Raw genomic sequence first — 21,819 nt, forward strand, 5'->3', positions numbered from 1 at the left:
CGGAGAAGGGTCTTCACATCCGTACGCCGTCGTTCACGCCCCGAGTTCCCCCGCATTGAAGCGTGTTGACCAAGTCCCGACAACACCTGCCGCCCAACAGTCATATGTGACCTGGCCGAGTCACGACGGGTGTCCTCACGGCGGTGCGGCCGGCTCGTCGCCTCCCAGCACGTCCCTGATCGCCCGCGCGGACAGGGCCGACTTGTGCAGGAAGCCGTGCGCGGGACTGGCGGCGATGAGTTCCTGGAAGTCCTCCCGGGAGTGCGTCGAGATGAGGATCACCGCCGGTACGCTGCCCACCAGTCGGCCCGCGACGTCGAAACCGTTCTCGCCGTCGAGGTCGAGATCGACCAGGACGACGTCAGGAGCCGTCTCCCGGGCCCGGGAGACGGCGTCCGCGCCCGTCGAGGCCATGCCGACGACTTCCACGCCGCCACGTTCCAGCAGGGCGCGAGCCGCCTCCAGGAACCGGGCGCTGTCATCGACGAGGAGACAGCGCAGCGACATGTCCACAGCTTGCCAACGCGTGGTCGTGCGCGCCTTCCGGCTAGCCGGAAAGTGCTGAAGTCCCGTGCCACATCGGAAGGTTCTCGTGCACGCAGGGCGATGGGGGCGGGACGGGCGGTAGCATGACGGCGCCCTGGGGAGACCATGTCGTCCGGTCGGGTGGGGGTGTGCCGATGAACGGTGTGAGCGCCACGCGCGCGTGGCCTGCGGGCCGTCGGGTCCGTCGGCTCCGGGGAACACTGGTCCCCTGGACGCTGTGCGCGGCCCTGCTGCTGGCCGCGTGCGACAGCGGCGGCGGGAGCGACGCCAAGGGGGCGAGCGCGTCACCGAAGGACACCACCTGCGACGGGAAGATCAACGGCACCGCGCACATCACCGTGTGGTACCACGCGGGTCCCAGCGGCGAGTTCACCACGCTGCGGAACCAGGTCAAGGAGTTCAACAGGCAGCAGAAGCAGGTGCGGGTCGAGCTGGTCACCCTCCCCGAGGACCGCGCCTACACCGCCCTGGTGCTGTCCGCCGCCGCCAGCGGGGACCTGCCCGACCTCCTCGATTTCGACGGGCCCAATCTCTACAGCTACGCCTGGTCGGGCAAGCTCCGGCCGATCGACTCCTGTGTGCCCGCGAGCGTCCGCGCGGACCTGTTGCCGACGATCCGTCAACAGGGCACCTTCGCGGGCAGGTTGTGGGGCGTCGGCACCTTCGATTCGGGCATGGGCCTGTACGTGCGCAAGTCGGTCCTGAAAAAGGCCGGGGTACGCATCCCCTCCGGGCCCAAGGACGCCTGGACGGCCACCGAACTGACCGGCATCCTGCGCAAGCTCCGCAAGCAGGGCTACAAGGCGCCGCTCGACCTGCGGCTCGTCTACTCGCAGCCGGGCCAGGAGTGGAACACGTACGGCTTCGCACCCGCCGTGTGGTCGGCGGGCGGCGACCTCGTCGAGCCCGGCGACCACCGCACCGCCGACGGGTATGTGAACGGCCCCGGTGCGGTCAGGGCGCTCACCGACATGCAGAACTGGGCCAAGGCCGGGCTCATCGACATGGTCAAGGACGACAAGGCGTTCGTCAGCGGCCGCAGCGCGATCTCCTGGTGCGGGCACTGGACCTATCCGGAATTCAACAAGGCCTTCCCAGGGGACGTCGCGATCGTCCCGCTGCCCGACTTCGGCCGGGGGACCGTCACCGGCATGGGCTCCTTCCAGTGGGGCGTCCCTGCGGGCAACGCCGACGGCGACGCCGTGTGGCGCTTCCTGTCCTTCCTGCTCCAGCCCGCCCAGGTGCACCGGATGAGCGTGGCCAACGGGGCGATCCCGGCGACCGAGAGCGCGGTCAAGCTCTCGCCGCAGTACGCGCCCGGCGGCCCCGAGCACCTGTTCATCGAGCAGCTCCGTGACGGAGTGGCCCGCCCCAGGCCGCAGACGCCCGCGTATCCGGCGATCACCGACGCCTTCTCCCGCGCCTTCGCGAAGATCATCTTCGATCGGGCGCCGGTGCAGGCCGCCCTGGACGAGGCCGCGAAGAAGATCGACAAGGACCTCGCGGCGCACGACGGCTATCCGGTGAACACGCCCTGAAAACGGGCTCCACGCGTGCGTGCCCGACGCCGATGTTCCCGGGACCTCGTCAACACCCTGACGATCATGGCCGGTTCGCGGCAGGCTGGGCACGTGAGCCACCACCGTCGCTCCTTCCCGCCCACCGGCCGCTGAGGGCCCGTCGTGCGCCGCCGCCCGTCCCCGGGCCAGCTCCGCAGGGTGCTCGCGGGGCTCCGCCCCCGGCCCGGCCGCTCAGCGCCCGCCACCGCCCTCCGCGTCCCCCTGCTCGCGCGGCTGCGCGTCGGACACAAGCTGATGCTCCTGGTGCTGCTTCCGGTGACCGGCATGATGGCCTTCACCGTGTTCGGCACCGTCTCCCAGTGGCGCGACGCGCAGACGATGCGGGACTTCCGTACGGCGACCGAGCTGTCGTTCCGGACCACCGCGCTGACCGACGCCCTCGCCGGGGAACGGATCGCCGCCGTGAAGGCCCGGCTCCGCCCGGGACCGGCGACCCTGAAGGAACGCTCCGGGGCCCAGCGCGCCACCGACCGCGCCCTGAACGCGGCCCTCCGCGACACGGCCGACTGGACCGGGTCGCCCGACGTGCGGGGCCGGCTCGACGCGCGGAACCGTCAACTGCACGCCCTGCGGCTCCAGACGGGCACCGGCTCGCTCACCGCGCCCCAACTCGCCGACCAGTACGACACGATCGAGAACGACCTCCTGGAGCTGGCCGCTACCCTGGAGTCCGGCCGTCCGACCCGCACCTCGGGGCAGGCGGCCGACGCGCACATCGCGCTCCTGAAAGCCATCGAGGCCGCCGAACGCGAACGCACCGAACTCGCCGTGCTCTTCGACACCCCCGAGGCCCCGCACGCCACCGCCACGGACCGCTGGTCGGCCCTGGAGAAGGCGCTCCTGGACGACTTCGGCCAGACCGCGCCCGCCGGCCTCAAGGGCAGCCTGTACGTCGTCCTCCTCCAGCATCCCGGCCTCGTCGTCCGCCAGACCCGCGAGACCCTCGCCGACCCGCACGCCGACCGGAACGCCTGGCCGTCGTACGGCACTTGGCTGACCGCGTCGACCCGGCGCATCGACGCCCTGCGCGGCATCCAGCACCGGGCCGCCGCCGAACTGGGCCGGGACGCCCTGCGCGACCTCGACACCGCGCGGTCCCGGGAGACGCGCGACCTGACCGTGTCGCTCGCCGTGCTGGCCGCCGTCACCGTCCTCGCGCTGACCCTGCGCCTGTCGATCACCCGGCCGCTCAGCGAGGTGTCCGCGGGCGCCCGGGCGCTGTCCGAGGGCGATCTGTCGTACGACATCCGGTACGCCGGCCGGGACGAACTCGGCGCCGTCGCCGACACGTTCCGCGAACTGACGGTGACCACCGAACGGCTCGCCGCCGAGATCGACACCATGAACACGGCGATCGACGACAACCGGCTCGGCCACCGCGCGGACGTCGCCTCGTTCGAGGGAACCTGGGCGCAATTGCTCGGCGGCATGAACGGCACCATGGCCTCCTTCGCCGCGGCCCACGGGCGGCGCGACCAGGCCGAGCAGGAACTGGCGAGCATCTTCCACCTCTCCCTCGACCTGTTGTGCATCGCCGGACTCGACGGCTACTTCAAGCGCGTGAACCCCGCCTTCGAGCGGACCCTCGGCCACTCCGCCGAGACCCTGCTGGGCAGACCGTGGCTGGAGTTCGTCCACCCGGAGGACCGGGCACGCACGCGTGCCGTCCTCGACAAGCTGGCCGACGGCGCCGAACTGGGCGAGTTCGAGAACCGCTTCCTCCGGGACGACGGCACCGAACGCTGGCTCCAGTGGAGCGCCCGCCCGGTCACCGGGGAGGGCCTCATCTACGGCGCCGCCCGCGATGTCACCGAGAGCCGCCGCACCGCCCGCGAACAGACCGCGCTGCGCCGGGTCGCCACCCTCGTCGCACGCGGGGTGCCACCGCACGAGGTGTTCTCCGAAGTCGCCCACCAGGTGGGCACGGTCCTGAGCAGCGGCCCCGCCGCGGTCCTGCGCTACGGCACCGACGGCGCCACCACCGTCCTCGGTTCTGCCCACGGCCCCGCCGTCGCTGCCGACACGGCCGTGGCCGCGGAGGTGGCGCGAACCGCGCGCCCCGCGCGCGTGGGCGGCTCGGTGGGCGCCCCCATCGTCGTGGACGACCGGCTGTGGGGTGCCGTCGTCGCGAGCGCCGCAGGACCCGAACCGCTGCCCCCGGGCACCGAGTCCCGGCTCGCCGACTTCACCGAGCTTGTCGCCACCGCCCTGGCCAACGCCGACAGCCGGGACCAGCTCACCGCGTCACGCGCGCGCGTGGTCGCCGCCGGGGACGCCTCCAGACGCCGTATCGAACGCGATCTGCATGACGGCGTCCAGCAGCGGATCGTCTCCCTCCAACTCGACCTGAGAATGGCCCAGTCGATGCTGGAGGAGCAGCCGGAGGAACTCGCCGAGCAGCTGGACCACATCGCCAAGGGCCTGGACGACACCTTCGCCGACCTGCTCCAGGTCGCGCGCGGCATCCACCCCGCGATCCTCTCCAAGGGCGGCCTGGGCCCGGCCCTGCGCGCGCTGGCCCGCCGCTCCGCCGTCCCCGTGGAACTCGATCTGCGCCTGCCCGCCGACCGCCTCCCGGAACAGATTGAGGTCGCCGTCTACTACGTGACCTCCGAGTGCCTCACCAACGCGGCCAAGCACGCGCGCGCGAGCTTCGTGCAGGTGTCGGCGTTCGTCGAGGACGACGTCCTGGAGGTGACGATCGCGGACGACGGAGTGGGCGGCGCCGACCTCGGGCACGGTTCCGGGCTCATCGGACTCGTCGACCGCGTCGAGGCGATCGGCGGCAAGCTGCGCGTCGGCAGCCCACCGGGGAAGGGCACGACCCTCACCGTACGACTGCCGCTGCCCCGGACAGGGGTGTGACCGCCCGACGCGTACGCGGTGGGGTCCAGGCCGGGGGAGCCGTGGACTCGGTGACGTCGCGTACGCGTCGGGCGGTCTTCTCGGACGGAGAGGCAGCCGTCCGCTTCAGGGGTGGTGGATTCCACCGTGCCGGGTCAGGGCCGGTCCCGGACGCTTGGCGCGGACCACGTCGGGGTCCCTCGGGTCGAGGGCCTCCCTCAGGGAACGGGTGTCGTCCTCGTACCGGCGGCCACGGACCGACCGCCGTCGTCCGACTGCCCGTGTCCGCCGCATCTCCCGCAGCCCTTCCGACCCGGGGCCCGTCACCTCTCGCCCGAGGCGACCGGTCCGCTCACGTCTGCTCTGCTCTGTTCCGCTACGAGAATCGCCCGGACGCGGCCCCATGTCGTCACGGGCACCCCCCAATTCCCGTACCCGCTAGCCGTACCCGACCAGGTCCGGCAGGCTGTCCGTGGCGCACGGCAGCGGGTCGGGCAAGGGGGGCCGGGACGATGGACGCATCGCAGCAGACCGCGCGGGGACGGGTCGTCCTCGCCGACGACGACGTCCTGCTCAGGGAGGGCCTGGCGAGCCTCTGCGCCCGCCTGGGCTACGAGGTGGCGGGTCAGGCCGGTGACGCGGTGGGGCTCCTGGAACTGGTCGACACCGAGCGGCCCGACCTCGCGATCGTCGACATCAGGATGCCACCCGACCACTCCACCGAGGGCCTGAAGGCGGCCCGCACGATCCGTGAGCGCCACCCCGGCACCGGCATCCTCGTCCTCTCGGCGTACGTCGAGGTCGAGGAGGCCCTGGAGCTGCTGGCCGGCGGCCACAAGGTCGGGTATCTCCTCAAGAGCCGGGTCACCGTCGTCGACGACTTCATCGAGGCCCTCGACCGCATCCACAAGGGCGGCTCGGTCGTCGACCCCTCCCTGGTGCACGAGCTGTTCTCGGCGCGGCGCAGGGACGACCCGCTGTCCGTCCTCAGCAACCGGGAACGCGAGGTCCTGGCGCTGATGGCGGAGGGCCGCTCCAACGCCGGCATCGGCCGCAGGCTGTGGGTCACCGAGGGCACCATCGAGAAGCACGTCCGCAGCATCCTGGGCAAACTCCGCCTTCCGGAGGCCGCCGACGACCATCGCCGTGTGCTGGCGGTTCTCACGTTTCTGGAGTCGCGGTAGGAGTTCCGCGAGGCATGCCCGGCGTTGTCCACAGCCCCGCCGCGCTGTCACCCCGCGCCAGTAGGGTGTGAAACATGGCCGACCCCTCCAGCTACCGCCCCAGGCCGGGAGAGATCCCGGACTCGCCCGGGGTCTACAAGTTCCGCGACGAGCACCGCCGGGTGATCTACGTCGGGAAGGCGAAGAGCCTGCGCCAGCGCCTGGCGAACTACTTCCAGGACCTGGCCGGACTCCACCCGCGCACGCGCACCATGGTCACCACGGCCGCGTCGGTGGAGTGGACGGTGGTGTCCACGGAGGTCGAGGCACTCCAGTTGGAGTACTCCTGGATCAAGGAGTACGACCCCCGGTTCAACGTCAAGTACCGCGACGACAAGAGCTACCCGTATCTCGCGGTGACGATGAACGAGCAGTACCCGCGCGTGCAGGTGATGCGCGGTCACAAGAAGAAGGGCGTCCGCTACTTCGGGCCGTACGGCCACGCGTGGGCGATCCGCGACACCGTGGACCTCCTGCTCCGCGTGTTCCCCGTGCGCACCTGCTCGGCCGGCGTCTTCAAGAACGCCACCCGCACCGGCCGCCCCTGTCTGCTCGGCTACATCGGCAAGTGCTCCGCGCCCTGCGTCGACCGCGTCTCCGAGGATGAACACCGCGAACTGGCCGAGGAGTTCTGCGACTTCATGGCGGGCCGCACCGGCACGTACATCCGCCGGCTGGAGCAGCGGATGACGGACGCGGCCGAGGAGATGGAGTACGAGCGGGCGGCCCGCCTGCGCGACGACATCGAGGCCCTGCGCAAGGCCATGGAGAAGAGCGCGGTCGTCCTCGCCGACGCCACCGACGCCGACCTGATCGCGGTCGCCGAGGACGAGCTGGAGGCGGCCGTCCAGATCTTCCACGTCCGCGGCGGACGCGTGCGCGGCCAGCGCGGCTGGGTCACCGACAAGGTCGAGGACGTCACCACCGGAGCCCTCGTCGAACACGCCCTCCAGCAGCTCTACGGCGAGGAGACCGGGGACTCCGTCCCCAAGGAGGTCCTCGTCCCGGCCCTGCCCGACCCGGTGGAGCCGGTCCAGCAGTGGCTCACGGACCGGCGCGGGGCGAACGTGTCGCTGCGCATCCCGCAGCGCGGCGACAAGAAGTCCCTCATGGAGACCGTCGCGCGCAACGCCCAGCAGTCCCTCGTCCTCCACAAGACCAAGCGCGCCTCCGACCTCACCACCCGCTCGCGCGCCCTGGAGGAGATCTCCGAGGCCCTCGACCTGGAGAGCGCCCCCCTGCGGATCGAGTGCTACGACATCTCGCACCTCCAGGGCGACGACGTCGTGGCGTCGATGGTCGTCTTCGAGGACGGCCTGTCGCGCAAGAGCGAGTACCGCCGCTTCCAGATCAAGGGCTTCGAGGGCCAGGACGACGTCCGCTCCATGCACGAGGTGATCACCCGCCGCTTCCGGCGCTATCTCGCCGAGAAGGAGAAGACGGGGGAGTGGGTGGACGGCGACGAGCCGGCAGACCTCAAGGATGAGGAGGGGCGCCCCAAGCGGTTCGCCTATCCGCCGCAGCTCGTCGTCGTCGACGGCGGGCAGCCGCAGGTCGCCGCCGCCAAGCGGGCCCTCGACGAGCTGGGCATCGACGACATCGCCGTGTGCGGCCTCGCCAAGCGCCTGGAGGAGGTCTGGCTCCCCGGAGAGGACGACCCCGTGGTCCTGCCCCGCACCAGTGAAGGCCTCTACCTCCTCCAGCGCGTCCGCGACGAGGCCCACCGCTTCGCGATCACCTATCAGCGTGCCAAACGCGCCAAGCGCTTCCGGGCGAGCCCCCTGGACGACGTGCCCGGCCTCGGCGAGACACGCAAGCAGGCGCTGATCAAGCACTTCGGGTCGGTGAAGAAGCTGCGGTCCGCGACAATCGACCAGATCTGCGAGGTTCCCGGCATAGGTCGCAAGACCGCCGAGACCATCGCGGTGGCCCTCGCCCAGGCGGCCCCGGCCGCACCCGCCGTGAACACGGCGACTGGAGAGATCATGGAAGACACGGAAGACGGGACACCCGATACGACGGCGGGTGCCCCAGGGGAACCCGTACCCGCGGGCGCCCCGGACGAGCGACGGGGGCAGGAGACATGACGGAACAAGAGAAGCAGCCCACAGCGGACCGAGATCGGACGCACAAGGAACCGGGCGAGGATCAGGCTCCGCAGCCAGCGGTCCAGAACGACGGAGCACAGGTGAGTACGGACAGCGCGACAGCCGGCGGGGTGCCGGAGACGGCCATCCCCGAGCTGGTGATCATCTCCGGCATGTCCGGAGCCGGGCGGTCCACGGCCGCCAAGTGCCTGGAGGACCTCGGCTGGTTCGTCGTCGACAACCTCCCGCCCGCCCTGATCCCCACCATGGTGGAACTGGGCGCCCGCTCCCAGGGCAACGTGGCGCGGATCGCGGTCGTCGTCGACGTACGCGGCCGGCGCTTCTTCGACAACCTCCGCGACTCCCTCGCCGACCTGGCGTCCAAGCACGTCACCCGGCGGATCGTCTTCCTGGAGTCCTCCGACGACGCCCTGGTGCGCCGCTTCGAGTCGGTGCGCCGCCCGCACCCCCTCCAGGGCGACGGCCGCATCGTCGACGGCATCGACGCCGAACGCGAACTGCTGCGCGAACTGCGCGGGGACGCCGACCTCGTCATCGACACCTCCAGCCTCAACGTCCACGAACTGCGCGCCAAGATGGACGCCCAGTTCGCCGGCGAGGAGGAGCCCGAACTGCGCGCCACCGTCATGTCCTTCGGCTTCAAGTACGGCCTCCCGGTCGACGCCGACCTGGTCGCCGACATGCGCTTCCTGCCCAACCCGCACTGGATCCCGGAGCTGCGCCCCTTCAACGGCCTCAACGAGGAGGTCTCGGCGTACGTCTTCAACCAGCCCGGCGCCAAGGAGTTCCTCGACCGGTACGCCGAGCTGCTGCGCCTGATCGCGGCCGGCTACCGGCGTGAGGGCAAGCGGTACGTGACGATCGCGATCGGCTGCACCGGCGGCAAGCACCGCTCGGTCGCAACGGCGGAGAAGCTCGCCGCGCGGCTCGTCGCCGAAGGTGTGGAGACGGTGGTCGTACACCGGGACATGGGACGGGAATGACAGGACGTAGCCCACGGCTGGGCAGGCTGCGCCGAGTGGTGCCCGAGGGACGGACGACCAGGCCGGTGGAGGCCCGCGGCGGCAAGCCGCGCCGACGCGGCACCCAGCCCAAGGTGGTCGCCCTCGGCGGCGGCATGGGCCTGTCCGCCTCGCTCACCGCACTGCGCCGGATCACCGGCGACCTCACCGCCGTCGTCACCGTCGCCGACGACGGCGGCTCCAGCGGACGCCTGCGGGACGAACTGGGCGTGCTGCCCCCGGGCGACCTGCGCAAGGCCCTCGCCGCGCTGTGCGGCGACGACGACTGGGGCCAGACCTGGGCCCGCGTCATCCAGCACCGCTTCCAGTCCAAGGGCGACCTGCACGAGCACGCGGTCGGCAATCTGCTGATCGTCGCCCTGTGGGAGCAGCTCGGGGACCATGTCCAGGCCCTCGACCTGGTCGGCAAGCTGCTCGGCGCGCACGGGCGCGTGCTGCCCATGTCCGCCGTACCGCTGGAGTTGCAGGCCCTGGTCAAGGGGCACGATCCGGCGCGGCCCGACGACATCGACACCGTCCGGGGACAGGCGACCGTGGCGCTCACGCCCGGCGAGGTGCAGTCCGTGCACCTGGTGCCGCACGACCCGCCGGCCGTGCCCGAGGCCGTCGCCGCCGTGCTCGACGCGGACTGGGTGGTGCTCGGTCCCGGCTCCTGGTTCTCGTCGGTCATCCCGCACCTGCTGGTGCCGGAACTGCTCGACGCGCTCACCGAGACGAAGGCGCGCCGGGTACTCTCCCTGAACCTCGCTCCGCAGCCCGGAGAAACCGATGGCTTCTCCCCGCAGCGTCATTTGGAGGTTTTGGGACGACACGCCCCTAAACTCGCCCTGGACGTGGTGCTGGCCGACGAGGCCGCCGTGCCCGACCGAGCGTCGCTCACCGAAGCCGCCAAGCGGCTGGACGCCGCGGTCGAGCTGGCGCCGGTGGCCCGGCCGGACGGAACTCCAAGGCACGACCCGGAGCTGTTGGCCGCCGCGTACGACCGTATTTTTCGGATGCATGGAAGGATCGGCCCATGGCGATGACGGCAGCGGTGAAGGATGAGATCTCCCGGCTCCCCGTCACCCGGACCTGCTGCAGGAAGGCGGAGGTCTCCGCCATTCTGCGGTTCGCCGGAGGCCTCCACCTGGTGAGCGGGCGCATCGTGATCGAGGCGGAGCTGGACACCGCTATGGCGGCGCGCCGGCTCAAGCGGGACATCCTGGAGATCTTCGGCCACAGTTCCGAACTGATCGTGATGGCGCCCGGCGGACTGCGCCGCGGCTCCCGTTACGTCGTCCGGGTGGTCGCGGGCGGCGATCAGCTGGCCCGGCAGACGGGGCTGGTGGACGGCCGCGGGCGCCCGATCCGGGGCCTGCCGCCGCAGGTGGTGTCGGGGGCCACGTGTGACGCGGAGGCGGCCTGGCGCGGCGCGTTCCTGGCCCACGGCTCGCTGACCGAGCCCGGCCGGTCCTCCTCCCTGGAGGTGACCTGCCCGGGTCCCGAGGCCGCGCTCGCGCTGGTCGGCGCCGCCCGCCGGCTGTCGATCGCGGCGAAGGCCCGTGAGGTGCGCGGGGTCGACCGGGTGGTCGTCCGCGACGGCGACGCGATCGGCGCCCTGCTCACCCGGCTCGGCGCGCACGAGTCGGTGCTGGCCTGGGAGGAGCGCCGGATGCGCCGCGAGGTGCGCGCCACGGCGAACCGCCTCGCCAACTTCGACGACGCCAACCTGCGCCGCTCGGCCCGCGCGGCCGTCGCCGCGGGCGCGCGCGTGCAGCGTGCGCTGGAGATCCTCGCCGACGAGGTCCCCGAGCACCTCGCCGCCGCGGGGCGCCTGCGCATGGACCACAAGCAGGCCTCCCTGGAGGAGTTGGGCGCCCTCGCCGACCCGCCCCTCACCAAGGACGCGGTGGCCGGCCGTATCCGCCGCCTGCTGGCGATGGCCGACAAGCGGGCCCAGGACCTCGGCATCCCGGGCACGGAATCCAGCATCACCGAGGAGATGGCCGACAACCTGGTCGGCTGATGATCTCTGTCGGCTGACGGCTCCTCAACACGCCGGTGTGGACGGCCCCTTGGGCAATCCACACCGGCGTTTGTATTTCGTTGAGGCGCCCTTGACTCGATCATGAAGTGTCATGAGCCTGGCAACTGTTCGCTGCTGTGGCGGACAACCGCTAGGGGGGTTCATGAGACACAGAGTGAGATCGATCCTCGCTGTCGGCGCGCTCCTGATCGCTGGAGCGAGCATCGCGCCCATCGCCCAGGCGCAGGGCCAAGTCTCCGCGAAGCCGGACCCGGACGAGGTCAAGGTCTTCCACGCCGACGTCACCCAGAAGCAGATACCCCTGCTCCTGAAGGCCGGCCAGGACGCGCACGAACTCGGCGACAACCAGTTCTCCGCCTCCGGAAAGACCGCCGTCGAGGTCTACCTCACCGACCAGCAGGCCCAGAAGCTGGAGAAGCAGGGCGTCGACCTCACCGAGCACACCCTGTCGGCCAAGGCCGAGACCCGCGTCGAGGACGCGGCGCAGGGCGTGTTCCGGCCGTACAGCGGAAGCGGCGGGCTGGAGGAGGAGATCGTCAGGACGGGGCAGGCCAACCCGGGTCTCGCCAAGGTCGAGTCGATCGGCAAGACGATCGACGGCCAGGACATCCTCGCGCTCAAACTGACCAAGAACGCGAAGACGGCCAAGGACGGTTCCAAGCCCTCGGTGCTGTACGTGTCCAACCAGCACGCGCGCGAGTGGATCACGCCGGAGATGACCCGCCGGCTGATGCACTACTACCTGGACAACTACAAGACCGACCAGCGCGTCAAGAAGATCGTCGACTCCACCGAGTTGTGGTTCGTGCTGTCCGCCAACCCGGACGGCTACGACTACACCTTCCAGAACTCCGACACCCGCCTGTGGCGCAAGAACCTGCGGGACGTCAACGGCGACGGCACCATCTCCACCGGCGACGGCGTCGACCTCAACCGCAACTTCGCCTACAAGTGGGGCTACGACGACGAGGGTTCGTCCCCCAACCCCACCAGCGAGACCTACCGGGGCACGGCCCCCGCCTCCGAGCCCGAGACCCAGGCACTGGACAACTTCGAGAAGCGGATCGGCTTCACCTACGGCATCAACTACCACTCCGCCGCCGAACTCCTCCTCTACGGAGTCGGCTGGCAGGTGGCGACGCCGACCCCGGACGACGTGCTCTACAAGGCGCTCGCCGGCACCCCGGACAACCCGGCGATCCCCGGCTACCGCTCGCAGGTCTCCTCGGAGCTGTACACGACCAACGGCGAGGCGGACGGCCACGCGTCGAACGTCAACGGCATGTCGATGTTCACCCCGGAGATGTCGACCTGCCAGACCGCGTCGAACATCGACCCGAACGACGCCTGGAACGCGGCCGACTGCCAGTCCGTCTTCAACTACCCCGACGACGAGAAGCTGATCCAGGACGAGTTCGCGAAGAACATCCCCTTCGCGCTCTCCGTCGCGGAGACCGCCGCCCACCCCGACCAGCCGAAGTCGTCGGTCGGCCTCAGCGCCGCCGACTTCACCCCGGCCGCCTTCCCGACGTCGTACTCGCGCGGCGCCGACCAGGAGGTCTCCGTCGTCGTACGGAAGTCCGTGCGCGACAAGGAACTCAAGTACCGCGTCAACGGCGGCCGTACGCAGGACATGGCGCTCAAGCCCTGGAAGGGCGGCCAGACCTACGGCGGTGACGACAACCTGTACTTCGACGAGTACCGGGCCAAGGTCAAGGACGGCGATCAGGGCGACAAGGTCGAGGTGTGGTTCACCGGCGAGACGAAGGCCGGGAAGCCCACCTCCAGCGCCCACTTCACCTACACGGTGGCCAAGAGGCCGGTCGCGGACACTCTTGTGGTCGCCGAAGAAGGTGCCGCCGCCACCCAGACGCAGGCCTACGTCGACGCGCTGAAGGCGAACGGCCGTAGAGCGGTCGTCTGGGACGTCGCCACCCAGGGCGCGCCCGACGCGCTCGGCGTGCTCGACCACTTCAGGACCGTCGTCCACTACTCGGGCCCCGGTGGCCCCAAGAACGACACCCAACTCCAACTGCGCGCCTTCCTCAACGAGGGCGGCAAGCTGATCGAGGCCGGTGAACAGGCCGGCGGCAGCGTCGACCTCGGCGACGGCACCCCTTCGAACGACTTCAGCCAGTACTACCTGGGCGCCTACTCCCGTACGTCCCTCCCCGGGGCCACCGGATTCACCGGCTCCGGCAAGCTCGACGGATTCAGCGGCGCGCTCGGCGACGCGCCCGGCAACCCGCTGGACCGGGCCGGGAGTTACAGCGTCACCTCCGACTCGCTGTCCCCGGCCACCTACCCGCAGTTCGCGAGCGCCGGAGCGGGCCAGTTCGCCGGGACCGTCAACCCGTACGGGCCCTACTCGGGCTCCTACATGGCCGCCGCCGTCCACACCGACGACGCCTACAAGCGCCTCACCCGCACCATCGACCTCACCGGCGTGACCGCGGCCGACAAGCCCACGCTCCGCAGCGAACTGCTGTGGGACACCGAGCCCGGCTACGACCACGCCGTGGTCGAGATCCACACCACCGGGGCCGACGACTGGACCACGCTCCCGGAGGCCGGCGGTGCCACCAGTACCGCGCTGCCCTCGGAGTGCGAGGCCGGATTCCTGGTCGCCGAGCACCCCTGGCTCAAGCACTACCTGACCTTCGCCACCAGCGGCTGCACCGCGACCGGCTCCACCGGCTCGTGGAACAGCCTCACCGGCGCCTCCAACGGCTGGCAGCAGGTCAACTTCGACCTGAGCGCCTACGCCGGCAAGTCGGTCGAGGTGTCGCTGAGCTACATCACCGACCCGGGCACCGGCGGTCACGGCGTCCTCGCCGACGACGCCTCGCTCGTCGTCGGCGGCACGGCGACCCAGACCGAGGGCTTCGAGACCTCCCTCGGCGCCTGGAGCGTCACCGGACCGCCCCCGGGCAGCCCGGCGGTCCTGAAGGACTGGACCCGCACCGGAGCCCTGTTCCAGACCTACGGCGCGGTCACCACCGACCGCACCGTGCTGCTGGGCTTCGGCCTGGAACAGGTCACCTCGGCCGCCGACCGGGCGGCCCTGCTCAAGAAGGCGCTGGCGGCTCTCCAGAGCTGACCCGGACCTGATTCCGAGCCGACTCGGTATGACGATGTCATGAACATCAAGGGCGGTCCGTACCCCTACTGGCGGGTACGGACCGCCCTGCCGTGTATGGGGCGTCTCGATGTCACCACGGAGGGCTCAGGGAGGTAGGGTCGTAGCCGGTCGGGGACATCCCATACAGCTCGCCGGATTCGAACCCGGCGTACCAACGAGGAGATCGGTTTCGTGACGATCCGCGTAGGCATCAACGGCTTTGGCCGCATCGGTCGTAACTACTTCCGCGCGCTGCTGGAGCAGGGTGCTGACATCGAGATCGTGGCTGTCAACGACCTGGGTGACACCGCGACCACCGCGCACCTGCTCAAGTACGACACCATCCTGGGCCGCCTCAAGGCCGAGGTGTCGCACACCGCCGACACCATCACCGTCGACGGCCACACCATCAAGGTGCTGTCCGAGCGCAACCCCGCCGACATCCCGTGGGGCGACCTCGGCGTCGACATCGTCATCGAGTCGACCGGCATCTTCACGAAGAAGGCCGACGCCGAGAAGCACATCGCCGGCGGCGCCAAGAAGGTCCTCATCTCGGCTCCGGCCAAGGACGAGGACATCACCATCGTGATGGGCGTCAACCAGGACAAGTACGACGCGGCCAACCACCACGTCATCTCGAACGCCTCCTGCACCACCAACTGCGTGGCGCCGATGGCCAAGGTTCTCGACGAGAACTTCGGCATCGTCAAGGGCCTGATGACGACGGTCCACGCGTACACCAACGACCAGCGCATCCTGGACTTCCCGCACAAGGACCTGCGCCGCGCCCGCGCCGCCGCCGAGAACATCATCCCGACGACGACCGGTGCCGCCAAGGCGACCGCCCTGGTGCTCCCGCAGCTCAAGGGCAAGCTCGACGGCATCGCGATGCGCGTCCCGGTCCCGACCGGCTCGGCCACCGACCTGGTCGTGACGCTGGCCCGCGAGACCACCAAGGACGAGGTCAACGCCGCGTTCAAGAAGGCCGCCGAGGACGGCGACCTCAAGGGCTACCTGGTGTACACCGAGGACGAGATCGTCTCCTCGGACATCGTCAGCGACCCGGCGTCCTGCACCTTCGACTCGTCCCTGACCATGGTCCAGGACGGCAACACGGTGAAGATCCTCGGCTGGTACGACAACGAGTGGGGCTACTCCAACCGCCTCGTCGACCTCACGGTCTTCGTCGGCGGCCAGCTCTAACTCCCAGAGCAGGCAACTCGATGTGAGCCAGGGCTCGGACAGCGCACGCCGCGCTGCCCGAGCCCTGCGCTACGTAGTGATCGATCAGCCCTCTCGGACCTGAAGAGCCCTCTCTAGGAGCCCCATTCATGAAGACGATCGACGAACTTCTCGCCGAAGGCGTGGACGGCAAGCGGGTCTTCGTCCGCGCCGACCTCAACGTCCCGCTGGCCGACGGCCTCATCACAGACGACGGCCGTATCCGCGCCGTACTGCCCACCGTCAAGGCCCTCGCCGAGGCGGGCGCCAAGGTGGTCGTCGCCTCACACCTCGGCCGCCCCAAGGGCGCCCCGGACCCGGCCTTCTCCCTGCTCCAGCCCGCCGAGCGCCTGGCCGAACTCCTCGGCGCGCCGGTCGCGTTCGCCCAGGACACCGTCGGCCCCGCCGCCCACGACGCGGTGAACGGCCTCGAACCCGGCCAGGTCGCGGTCATCGAGAACCTGCGCTTCAACGCGGGAGAGACCTCCAAGGACGACGTCGAGCGCGGCGAGTTCGCCGACCAGCTCGCCGCCCTGGCGGACATCTACGTAGGCGACGGTTTCGGCGCCGTGCACCGCAAGCACGCCTCCGTGTACGACCTCCCGGCCCGCCTGCCGCACTACGCCGGCTACCTCATCGCCACCGAGGTCGGCGTCCTGAAGAAGCTCACCGAGGACGTCCGGCGGCCCTACGTCGTCGCCCTCGGCGGCTCCAAGGTCTCCGACAAGCTCGCCGTCATCGACCAGCTCCTCGGCAAGGCCGACCGCATCCTCATCGGCGGCGGCATGGCCTTCACCTTCCTCAAGGCCAAGGGCTACGAGGTCGGCACCTCCCTCCTTCAGGAGGACCAGATCCCGGCCGTCACCGAGTACATGGAGCGCGCCAACAAGCAGGGCGTCGAGCTGGTGCTCCCGGTCGACGTCGTGGTGTCCCCGGGCTTCCCGGACCTGAAGGCCAAGGCGTCCACCGAGCACACCGTCGTCGACGCGGAGAAGATGCCCGAGGGCCAGCTCGGCCTGGACATCGGCCCGAAGACCGGTGAGCTGTACGCGAGCAAGCTCGCCGACGCCGAGACCGTGTTCTGGAACGGCCCCATGGGCGTCTTCGAACACCCCGACTACGCCGAGGGCACCAAGGCGGTCGCCCAGGCCCTCGTCGAAACGAACGGCTTCACCGTCGTCGGCGGCGGAGACTCCGCCGCTGCCGTGCGCACGCTCGGCTTCGACGAGAAGGCATTCGGCCACATCTCGACCGGCGGCGGCGCCTCCCTCGAATACCTAGAGGGCAAGACGCTCCCCGGCCTCGCCGCACTGGAGGACTGACCCTGATGAGCACGCGCACGCCGATCATGGCGGGCAACTGGAAGATGAACCTCAACCACCTCGAGGCCATCGCCCACGTCCAGAAGCTCGCCTTCGCCCTCGCGGACAAGGACTACGAGGCCGTCGAGGTCGCCGTCCTGCCGCCCTTCACCGACCTGCGCTCCGTGCAGACCCTGGTCGACGGCGACAAGCTCAAGATCAAGTACGGCGCCCAGGACATCTCGGCGCACGACTCCGGCGCCTACACCGGCGAGATCTCCGGTGCGATGCTGGCCAAGCTGAAGTGCACGTACGTGGCCGTCGGCCACTCCGAGCGCCGCCAGTACCACGCGGAGACCGACGACGTCGTCAACGCCAAGGTCAAGGCCGCCTACAAGCACGGCCTCACCCCGATCCTGTGCGTCGGCGAGGAACTGGAGATCCGCGAGGCGGGCAACCACGTCGCCCACACGCTCGCGCAGATCGAGGGCGGCCTCAAGGACGTTCCCGCCGAGCAGGCCGAGTCGGTCGTCATCGCCTACGAGCCCGTCTGGGCCATCGGCACCGGCAAGGTCTGCGGCGCCGAGGACGCCCAGGAGGTCTGCCAGGCCATCCGCGGCAAGCTCGCCGAGCTGTACACCCAGGAGCTGGCCGATCAGGTCCGCATCCAGTACGGCGGCTCCGTGAAGTCCGGCAACGTCGCCGAGATCATGGCCCAGCCCGACGTCGACGGCGCCCTGGTCGGCGGTGCCTCGCTGGACGCCGACGAGTTCGTCAAGATCGTGCGTTTCCGTGACCAGTGAGGCCGTGAGTAGGCCGTAGCGACGATCCGTCGTACCCTTGCGGGGACATGGCTCCACAGCCATGTCCCCGTCGTCCGTCCGAATCCGAGGAAGTTGGTCCAGCCGTGGTTTTGGGGTTCTCGATCGCCCTGATCGTCTTCAGCCTGCTGCTGATGCTGCTGGTGCTGATGCACAAGGGGAAGGGCGGCGGTCTCTCCGACATGTTCGGTGGCGGCATGTCGTCGTCCGTCGGTGGTTCTTCGGTCGCCGAGCGCAACCTCGACCGCATCACCGTGGCGCTCGGTCTGCTGTGGTTCGCCTGCATCGTCGTACTCGGCCTGCTGATGAAGACGAGCTGACCGCACGTTCCTTCGCACATTCCGCACGTAAGGCCCCATGTTCGGTACGCGCAGCTTAGCGCGGCCTATCATGGGGCTTGCGTCTAGGTGTGGGGGCTGTAACTCCAACCACTGGACGCGCGTTGGGCCTTACGTAGACTGAGGCGCTCGCAACGGAGCGACAACGCCGACTCGCTTCGCGGCACCATCACGCAGGGAGTTACGACCGTGGCAAGTGGCAACGCGATCCGAGGAAGCCGGGTCGGGGCGGGGCCGATGGGTGAGGCCGAGCGCGGCGAGTCCGCGCCCCGGCTGCGCATCTCCTTCTGGTGCTCCAACGGGCACGAGACGCAGCCCAGCTTCGCCAGCGACGCGCAGGTCCCCGACACCTGGGACTGCCCGCGCTGCGGCTTTCCCGCCGGACAGGACCGGGACAACCCGCCGGACCCGCCGCGCACCGAGCCCTACAAGACGCACCTCGCGTATGTACGGGAGCGGCGCAGCGACGCGGACGGCGAGGCGATCCTCGCCGAGGCGCTCGCCAAACTGCGGGGAGAAATCTAGGAGTTGAACCGGCCGGACGCCCACAAGGTGTCTGGCCGGAGCTGTTTCGCGCCCCGGCGGCCGACCGCCTCCGGACCGATTGTCAGTGGCGCCCTCTACGGTTTGTGAACAGGCGAATCGTGAGGGGGAGTTGTGACGACGGTCGATGCGACGGGCGGGCATGCGCCCGCGTGGCGCGGGGGATTCGGGCGGCTGTGGGGCGCCGCCGTGATCTCGCGGTTCGGGGATGCGCTGCGTACGGCCGCGCTGCCGCTGCTCGCCGTGCGGCTCACCGACGACCCACTCGTCATCGCCTCCGTCACCGCCTGCGGATACCTCCCCTGGCTGCTCTTCGGACTGCTCGGCGGGGCCGTCGCGGACCGGGTCGACCAGCGGCGCGCGATGTGGGCGGTGGACTCGGTGCGGGGGCTGCTCGTCGCCTGCTTCGGGCTCGCCGTCGGGCTCGGTCACGCCTCGATCGCGCTGCCGCTCGCCCTCGCCTTCTGTCTGACCACGCTCCAGACCCTCTTCGACAACGCGTCCACGGCCCTGCTGCCGTCTCTGGTGGACCGCGAGGCGCTGGGCAGCGCCAACGCACGGCTGATGACCGGGCAGAAGATCGCGGGCGGCCTGATGGGGACGCCCGCGGTGCCGGTGCTGATCGCCGCCGGTGCCGCCATGCCCTTCGTGGCGGACGCCGGGACCTTCCTGGTGGCCGCCGCGCTGGTCGCCTCGCTGCGGACCACGGCGCCCGACCGTGGCCCGAGACCGGCGGGCGGCACGCTGCGCGGAGAGATCGCGGACGGGCTGCGCACTCTGTGGCGCGACCGGCCCCTGCGCGGGCTGTGTGGCGCGACGGCCCTGTGCAACATCGGCATGGGCGCGCTGATCGCCACCCTGGTGATCCTGGTGACCGGCTGGCTGGACGCGGGCACCGCCGGATACGCGGCGGCGACCACCGCATTCACCGTCGGCGGCCTGGCCGGGGGAGTGGTGAACCGGCGGATCGCCGCTCGGCTCGGCGCGCTGCGGAGCGTGCTGCTCGCGGGCCTCGTGCAGATCGGCGCCCTCGTCGTCATGGGCTCCGTGCGCAGCCTGACCGCCGTCGTGGCGGCCCTCGCGGTCTTCGGCGTCATGAGCATGGTGTGGAACGTCAACACCACCACGCTGATGCAGCAGCGCACCCCCGCCGACATGCTGGGCCGGGTCAGCTCGGCCTTCCGCACGCTGGCCGCTGCCGGAGCGCCGCTGGGCGCACTCCTCGGCGGTGCCGCGGCCGGCGCCTGGGGACCGAACACGCCCGCCCTGCTCACCGCCGCCTTCTTCGTCCTGTCGGTCATCGCGCTGATACCCGCGGTCAAGCCGGACGTACCTGTTGTTGCCCCGGAGGACCACGGGACCACCGCCCGCTCCGCGAGTTGATCAATTAGGTTGGGACAGGCCCCAGGTCGGTAGGAAAGAAGGCTGAAGTCGCAATGAACGCAGACGGCCGTACCAGGCTCAACCAGACGCCCGAGTGGACCGCCTTGGCCAAGCACCGTGAGGAGCTCGGTGAGGTCCGGTTGCGGGAGCTGTTCGCCGCCGATCCCGGACGCGGCACCGGCTACACGCTCCGCGTCGGTGACCTCCACCTCGACTACTCGAAGCACCTCGTCACCGACGAGACCCTGCGGCTGCTGCACGCGCTGGCCGCCGCCACGGACGTGTTCGGGTTGCGGGACGCCATGTTCCGCGGCGAGAAGATCAACGTCACCGAGGACCGCGCGGTCCTGCACACCGCGCTGCGCGCCCCCCGGGACGCGGTGGTCGAGGTCGACGGCGAGAACGTCGTGCCGCAGGTGCACGCCGTGCTCGACAAGATGGCCGGCTTCGCGGACCGCGTCCGCTCCGGCGAGTGGACCGGCCACACCGGCAAGCGCATCAAGAACATCGTCAACATCGGCATCGGCGGCTCCGACCTCGGTCCGGCGATGGCGTACGAGGTGCTGCGCAGCTTCACCGACCGCGATCTGACGGTCCGCTTCGTGTCGAACGTGGACGGCGCCGACCTCCACGAGGCGATCCGCGACCTCGACCCGGCCGAGACGCTGTTCATCATCGCGTCGAAGACGTTCACCACGATCGAGACGATCACCAACGCCACCTCGGCCCGTGACTGGCTGCTCACCGAGCTGAAGGCCGGTCAGGATGCGGTAGCCAAGCACTTCGTGGCGCTGTCGACGAACGCCGGGAAGGTGTCGGACTTCGGTATCGACACGGACAACATGTTCGAGTTCTGGGACTGGGTCGGGGGCCGTTACTCCTACGACTCGGCGATCGGCCTCTCCCTCATGATCGCCATCGGCCCGGACCGCTTCCGGGAGATGCTCGACGGTTTCCACACCGTCGACGAGCACTTCCGCACCGCGCCCGCCGAGTCCAACGCGCCGTTGCTCCTTGGCCTGTTGGGTGTCTGGTACGGCAACTTCCACGACGCCCAGTCGCACGCCGTGCTGCCCTACAGTCACTACCTGTCCAAGTTCACCGCGTATCTCCAGCAGTTGGACATGGAGTCGAACGGCAAGTACGTGGGCCGGGACGGCCAGGAGGTCGACTGGCAGACCGGCCCGGTGGTGTGGGGCACGCCCGGGACGAACGGGCAGCACGCCTACTACCAACTCATCCACCAGGGCACGAAGTTGATCCCGGCGGACTTTATCGGCTTCGCCAACCCGGTCGGTGAGCTGAGCGAGGGGCTGAAGGCGCAGCACGATCTACTGATGGCCAACTTCTTCGCGCAGACACAGGCGTTGGCGTTCGGCAAGACGCCCGACGAGGTGCGCGCGGAGGGGGTGGCGGAGGAGCTGGTGCCGCACAAGACGTTCAAGGGCAACCACCCCACCACCACGATCCTGGCCCGCGAGCTGACCCCCTCCGTCCTCGGCCAGCTCATCGCGCTCTACGAGCACAAGGTGTTCGTACAGGGCGCCATCTGGAACATCGACTCCTTCGACCAGTGGGGCGTCGAGCTCGGCAAGGTCCTCGCCAAGCGCGTCGAACCCGCCCTCACCGACGGCGCAGACGTGCCGGGCCTGGACGCGTCGACGACGGCCCTGGTCACCAAGTACCGCGAGCTGCGCGGGCGTTGATACAGCGAAGGGCCCGTACGACCGAAGTCGTACGGG

Annotated in this window: 16 protein-coding genes; 15 read left to right on the forward strand and 1 reads right to left on the reverse strand. The window is 70.1% G+C overall.

Features of this window, described 5'->3' with window-relative positions:
• Positions 1-135: 135 nt before the first annotated feature.
• Complete coding sequence (locus AB0M63_RS30535) at positions 136-507, reverse strand: response regulator (RefSeq protein WP_355913000.1); 372 nt, start codon at positions 505-507, stop codon at positions 136-138.
• A 173-nt stretch (positions 508-680) separates the two neighbouring features.
• Between AB0M63_RS30535 and AB0M63_RS30540 the strand changes: the two genes are divergently transcribed.
• The 15 genes from AB0M63_RS30540 to pgi all read left to right on the forward strand — a co-directional run bounded on the left by AB0M63_RS30540 (position 681) and on the right by pgi (position 21,783).
• On the forward strand, positions 681-2,084 hold the full coding sequence (locus AB0M63_RS30540) for a sugar ABC transporter substrate-binding protein (RefSeq protein WP_366021696.1): 1,404 nt from the start codon (positions 681-683) through the stop codon (positions 2,082-2,084).
• A gap of 276 nt (positions 2,085-2,360) precedes the next feature.
• Complete coding sequence (locus AB0M63_RS30545; protein WP_366021807.1) at positions 2,361-4,991, forward strand: PAS domain S-box protein; 2,631 nt, start codon at positions 2,361-2,363, stop codon at positions 4,989-4,991.
• A 491-nt stretch (positions 4,992-5,482) separates the two neighbouring features.
• Positions 5,483-6,154 (forward strand): response regulator transcription factor, encoded by a 672-nt coding sequence (locus AB0M63_RS30550; protein ID WP_355912994.1) that lies wholly within the window; start codon positions 5,483-5,485, stop codon positions 6,152-6,154.
• Between the two features lie 74 nt (positions 6,155-6,228).
• The gene (uvrC, locus tag AB0M63_RS30555; RefSeq protein WP_366021697.1) at positions 6,229-8,280 is read left to right on the forward strand and encodes an excinuclease ABC subunit UvrC; all 2,052 of its coding nucleotides are present in this window, start codon (positions 6,229-6,231) and stop codon (positions 8,278-8,280) included.
• Positions 8,277-9,284, forward strand: coding sequence for an RNase adapter RapZ (rapZ, locus tag AB0M63_RS30560; RefSeq protein ID WP_355912988.1), 1,008 nt, complete (start codon positions 8,277-8,279; stop codon positions 9,282-9,284). The genes uvrC and rapZ overlap by 4 nt, the downstream gene beginning before the upstream one ends.
• Positions 9,281-10,348: a uridine diphosphate-N-acetylglucosamine-binding protein YvcK gene (yvcK, locus tag AB0M63_RS30565; protein ID WP_355912985.1), complete on the forward strand. Its 1,068-nt coding sequence runs from the start codon at positions 9,281-9,283 to the stop codon at positions 10,346-10,348. Before rapZ ends, yvcK begins: the two co-directional genes overlap by 4 nt.
• Entirely contained in the window at positions 10,339-11,328 is a 990-nt protein-coding gene (gene whiA / locus AB0M63_RS30570; RefSeq protein ID WP_329555556.1) for a DNA-binding protein WhiA, read from the forward strand. The genes yvcK and whiA overlap by 10 nt, the downstream gene beginning before the upstream one ends.
• A gap of 163 nt (positions 11,329-11,491) precedes the next feature.
• Positions 11,492-14,449, forward strand: coding sequence for a M14 family zinc carboxypeptidase (locus AB0M63_RS30575; protein ID WP_366021698.1), 2,958 nt, complete (start codon positions 11,492-11,494; stop codon positions 14,447-14,449).
• A gap of 213 nt (positions 14,450-14,662) precedes the next feature.
• The gene (gene gap / locus AB0M63_RS30580; RefSeq protein WP_355912978.1) at positions 14,663-15,673 is read left to right on the forward strand and encodes a type I glyceraldehyde-3-phosphate dehydrogenase; all 1,011 of its coding nucleotides are present in this window, start codon (positions 14,663-14,665) and stop codon (positions 15,671-15,673) included.
• 128 nt (positions 15,674-15,801) lie between these two features.
• Positions 15,802-17,013, forward strand: a complete 1,212-nt coding sequence (locus AB0M63_RS30585) for a phosphoglycerate kinase (protein ID WP_355912975.1) — start codon at positions 15,802-15,804, stop codon at positions 17,011-17,013.
• A 5-nt stretch (positions 17,014-17,018) separates the two neighbouring features.
• Complete coding sequence (gene tpiA / locus AB0M63_RS30590) at positions 17,019-17,795, forward strand: triose-phosphate isomerase (protein WP_366021699.1); 777 nt, start codon at positions 17,019-17,021, stop codon at positions 17,793-17,795.
• 104 nt (positions 17,796-17,899) lie between these two features.
• Entirely contained in the window at positions 17,900-18,133 is a 234-nt protein-coding gene (gene secG / locus AB0M63_RS30595; protein ID WP_355912969.1) for a preprotein translocase subunit SecG, read from the forward strand.
• Between the two features lie 207 nt (positions 18,134-18,340).
• On the forward strand, positions 18,341-18,676 hold the full coding sequence (locus AB0M63_RS30600) for an RNA polymerase-binding protein RbpA (RefSeq protein ID WP_003957010.1): 336 nt from the start codon (positions 18,341-18,343) through the stop codon (positions 18,674-18,676).
• A 132-nt stretch (positions 18,677-18,808) separates the two neighbouring features.
• Complete coding sequence (locus AB0M63_RS30605; RefSeq protein WP_366021700.1) at positions 18,809-20,077, forward strand: MFS transporter; 1,269 nt, start codon at positions 18,809-18,811, stop codon at positions 20,075-20,077.
• Between the two features lie 53 nt (positions 20,078-20,130).
• Positions 20,131-21,783 carry a glucose-6-phosphate isomerase gene (pgi, locus tag AB0M63_RS30610; RefSeq protein WP_366021701.1) on the forward strand — a complete coding sequence of 551 codons (1,653 nt, stop codon included), beginning with the start codon at positions 20,131-20,133 and terminating at the stop codon, positions 21,781-21,783.
• The last annotated feature ends 36 nt before the right edge of the window (positions 21,784-21,819 follow it).

It is taken from the genome of Streptomyces sp. NPDC051576, assembly GCF_040681835.1.
GTDB lineage: Bacteria > Actinomycetota > Actinomycetes > Streptomycetales > Streptomycetaceae > Streptomyces.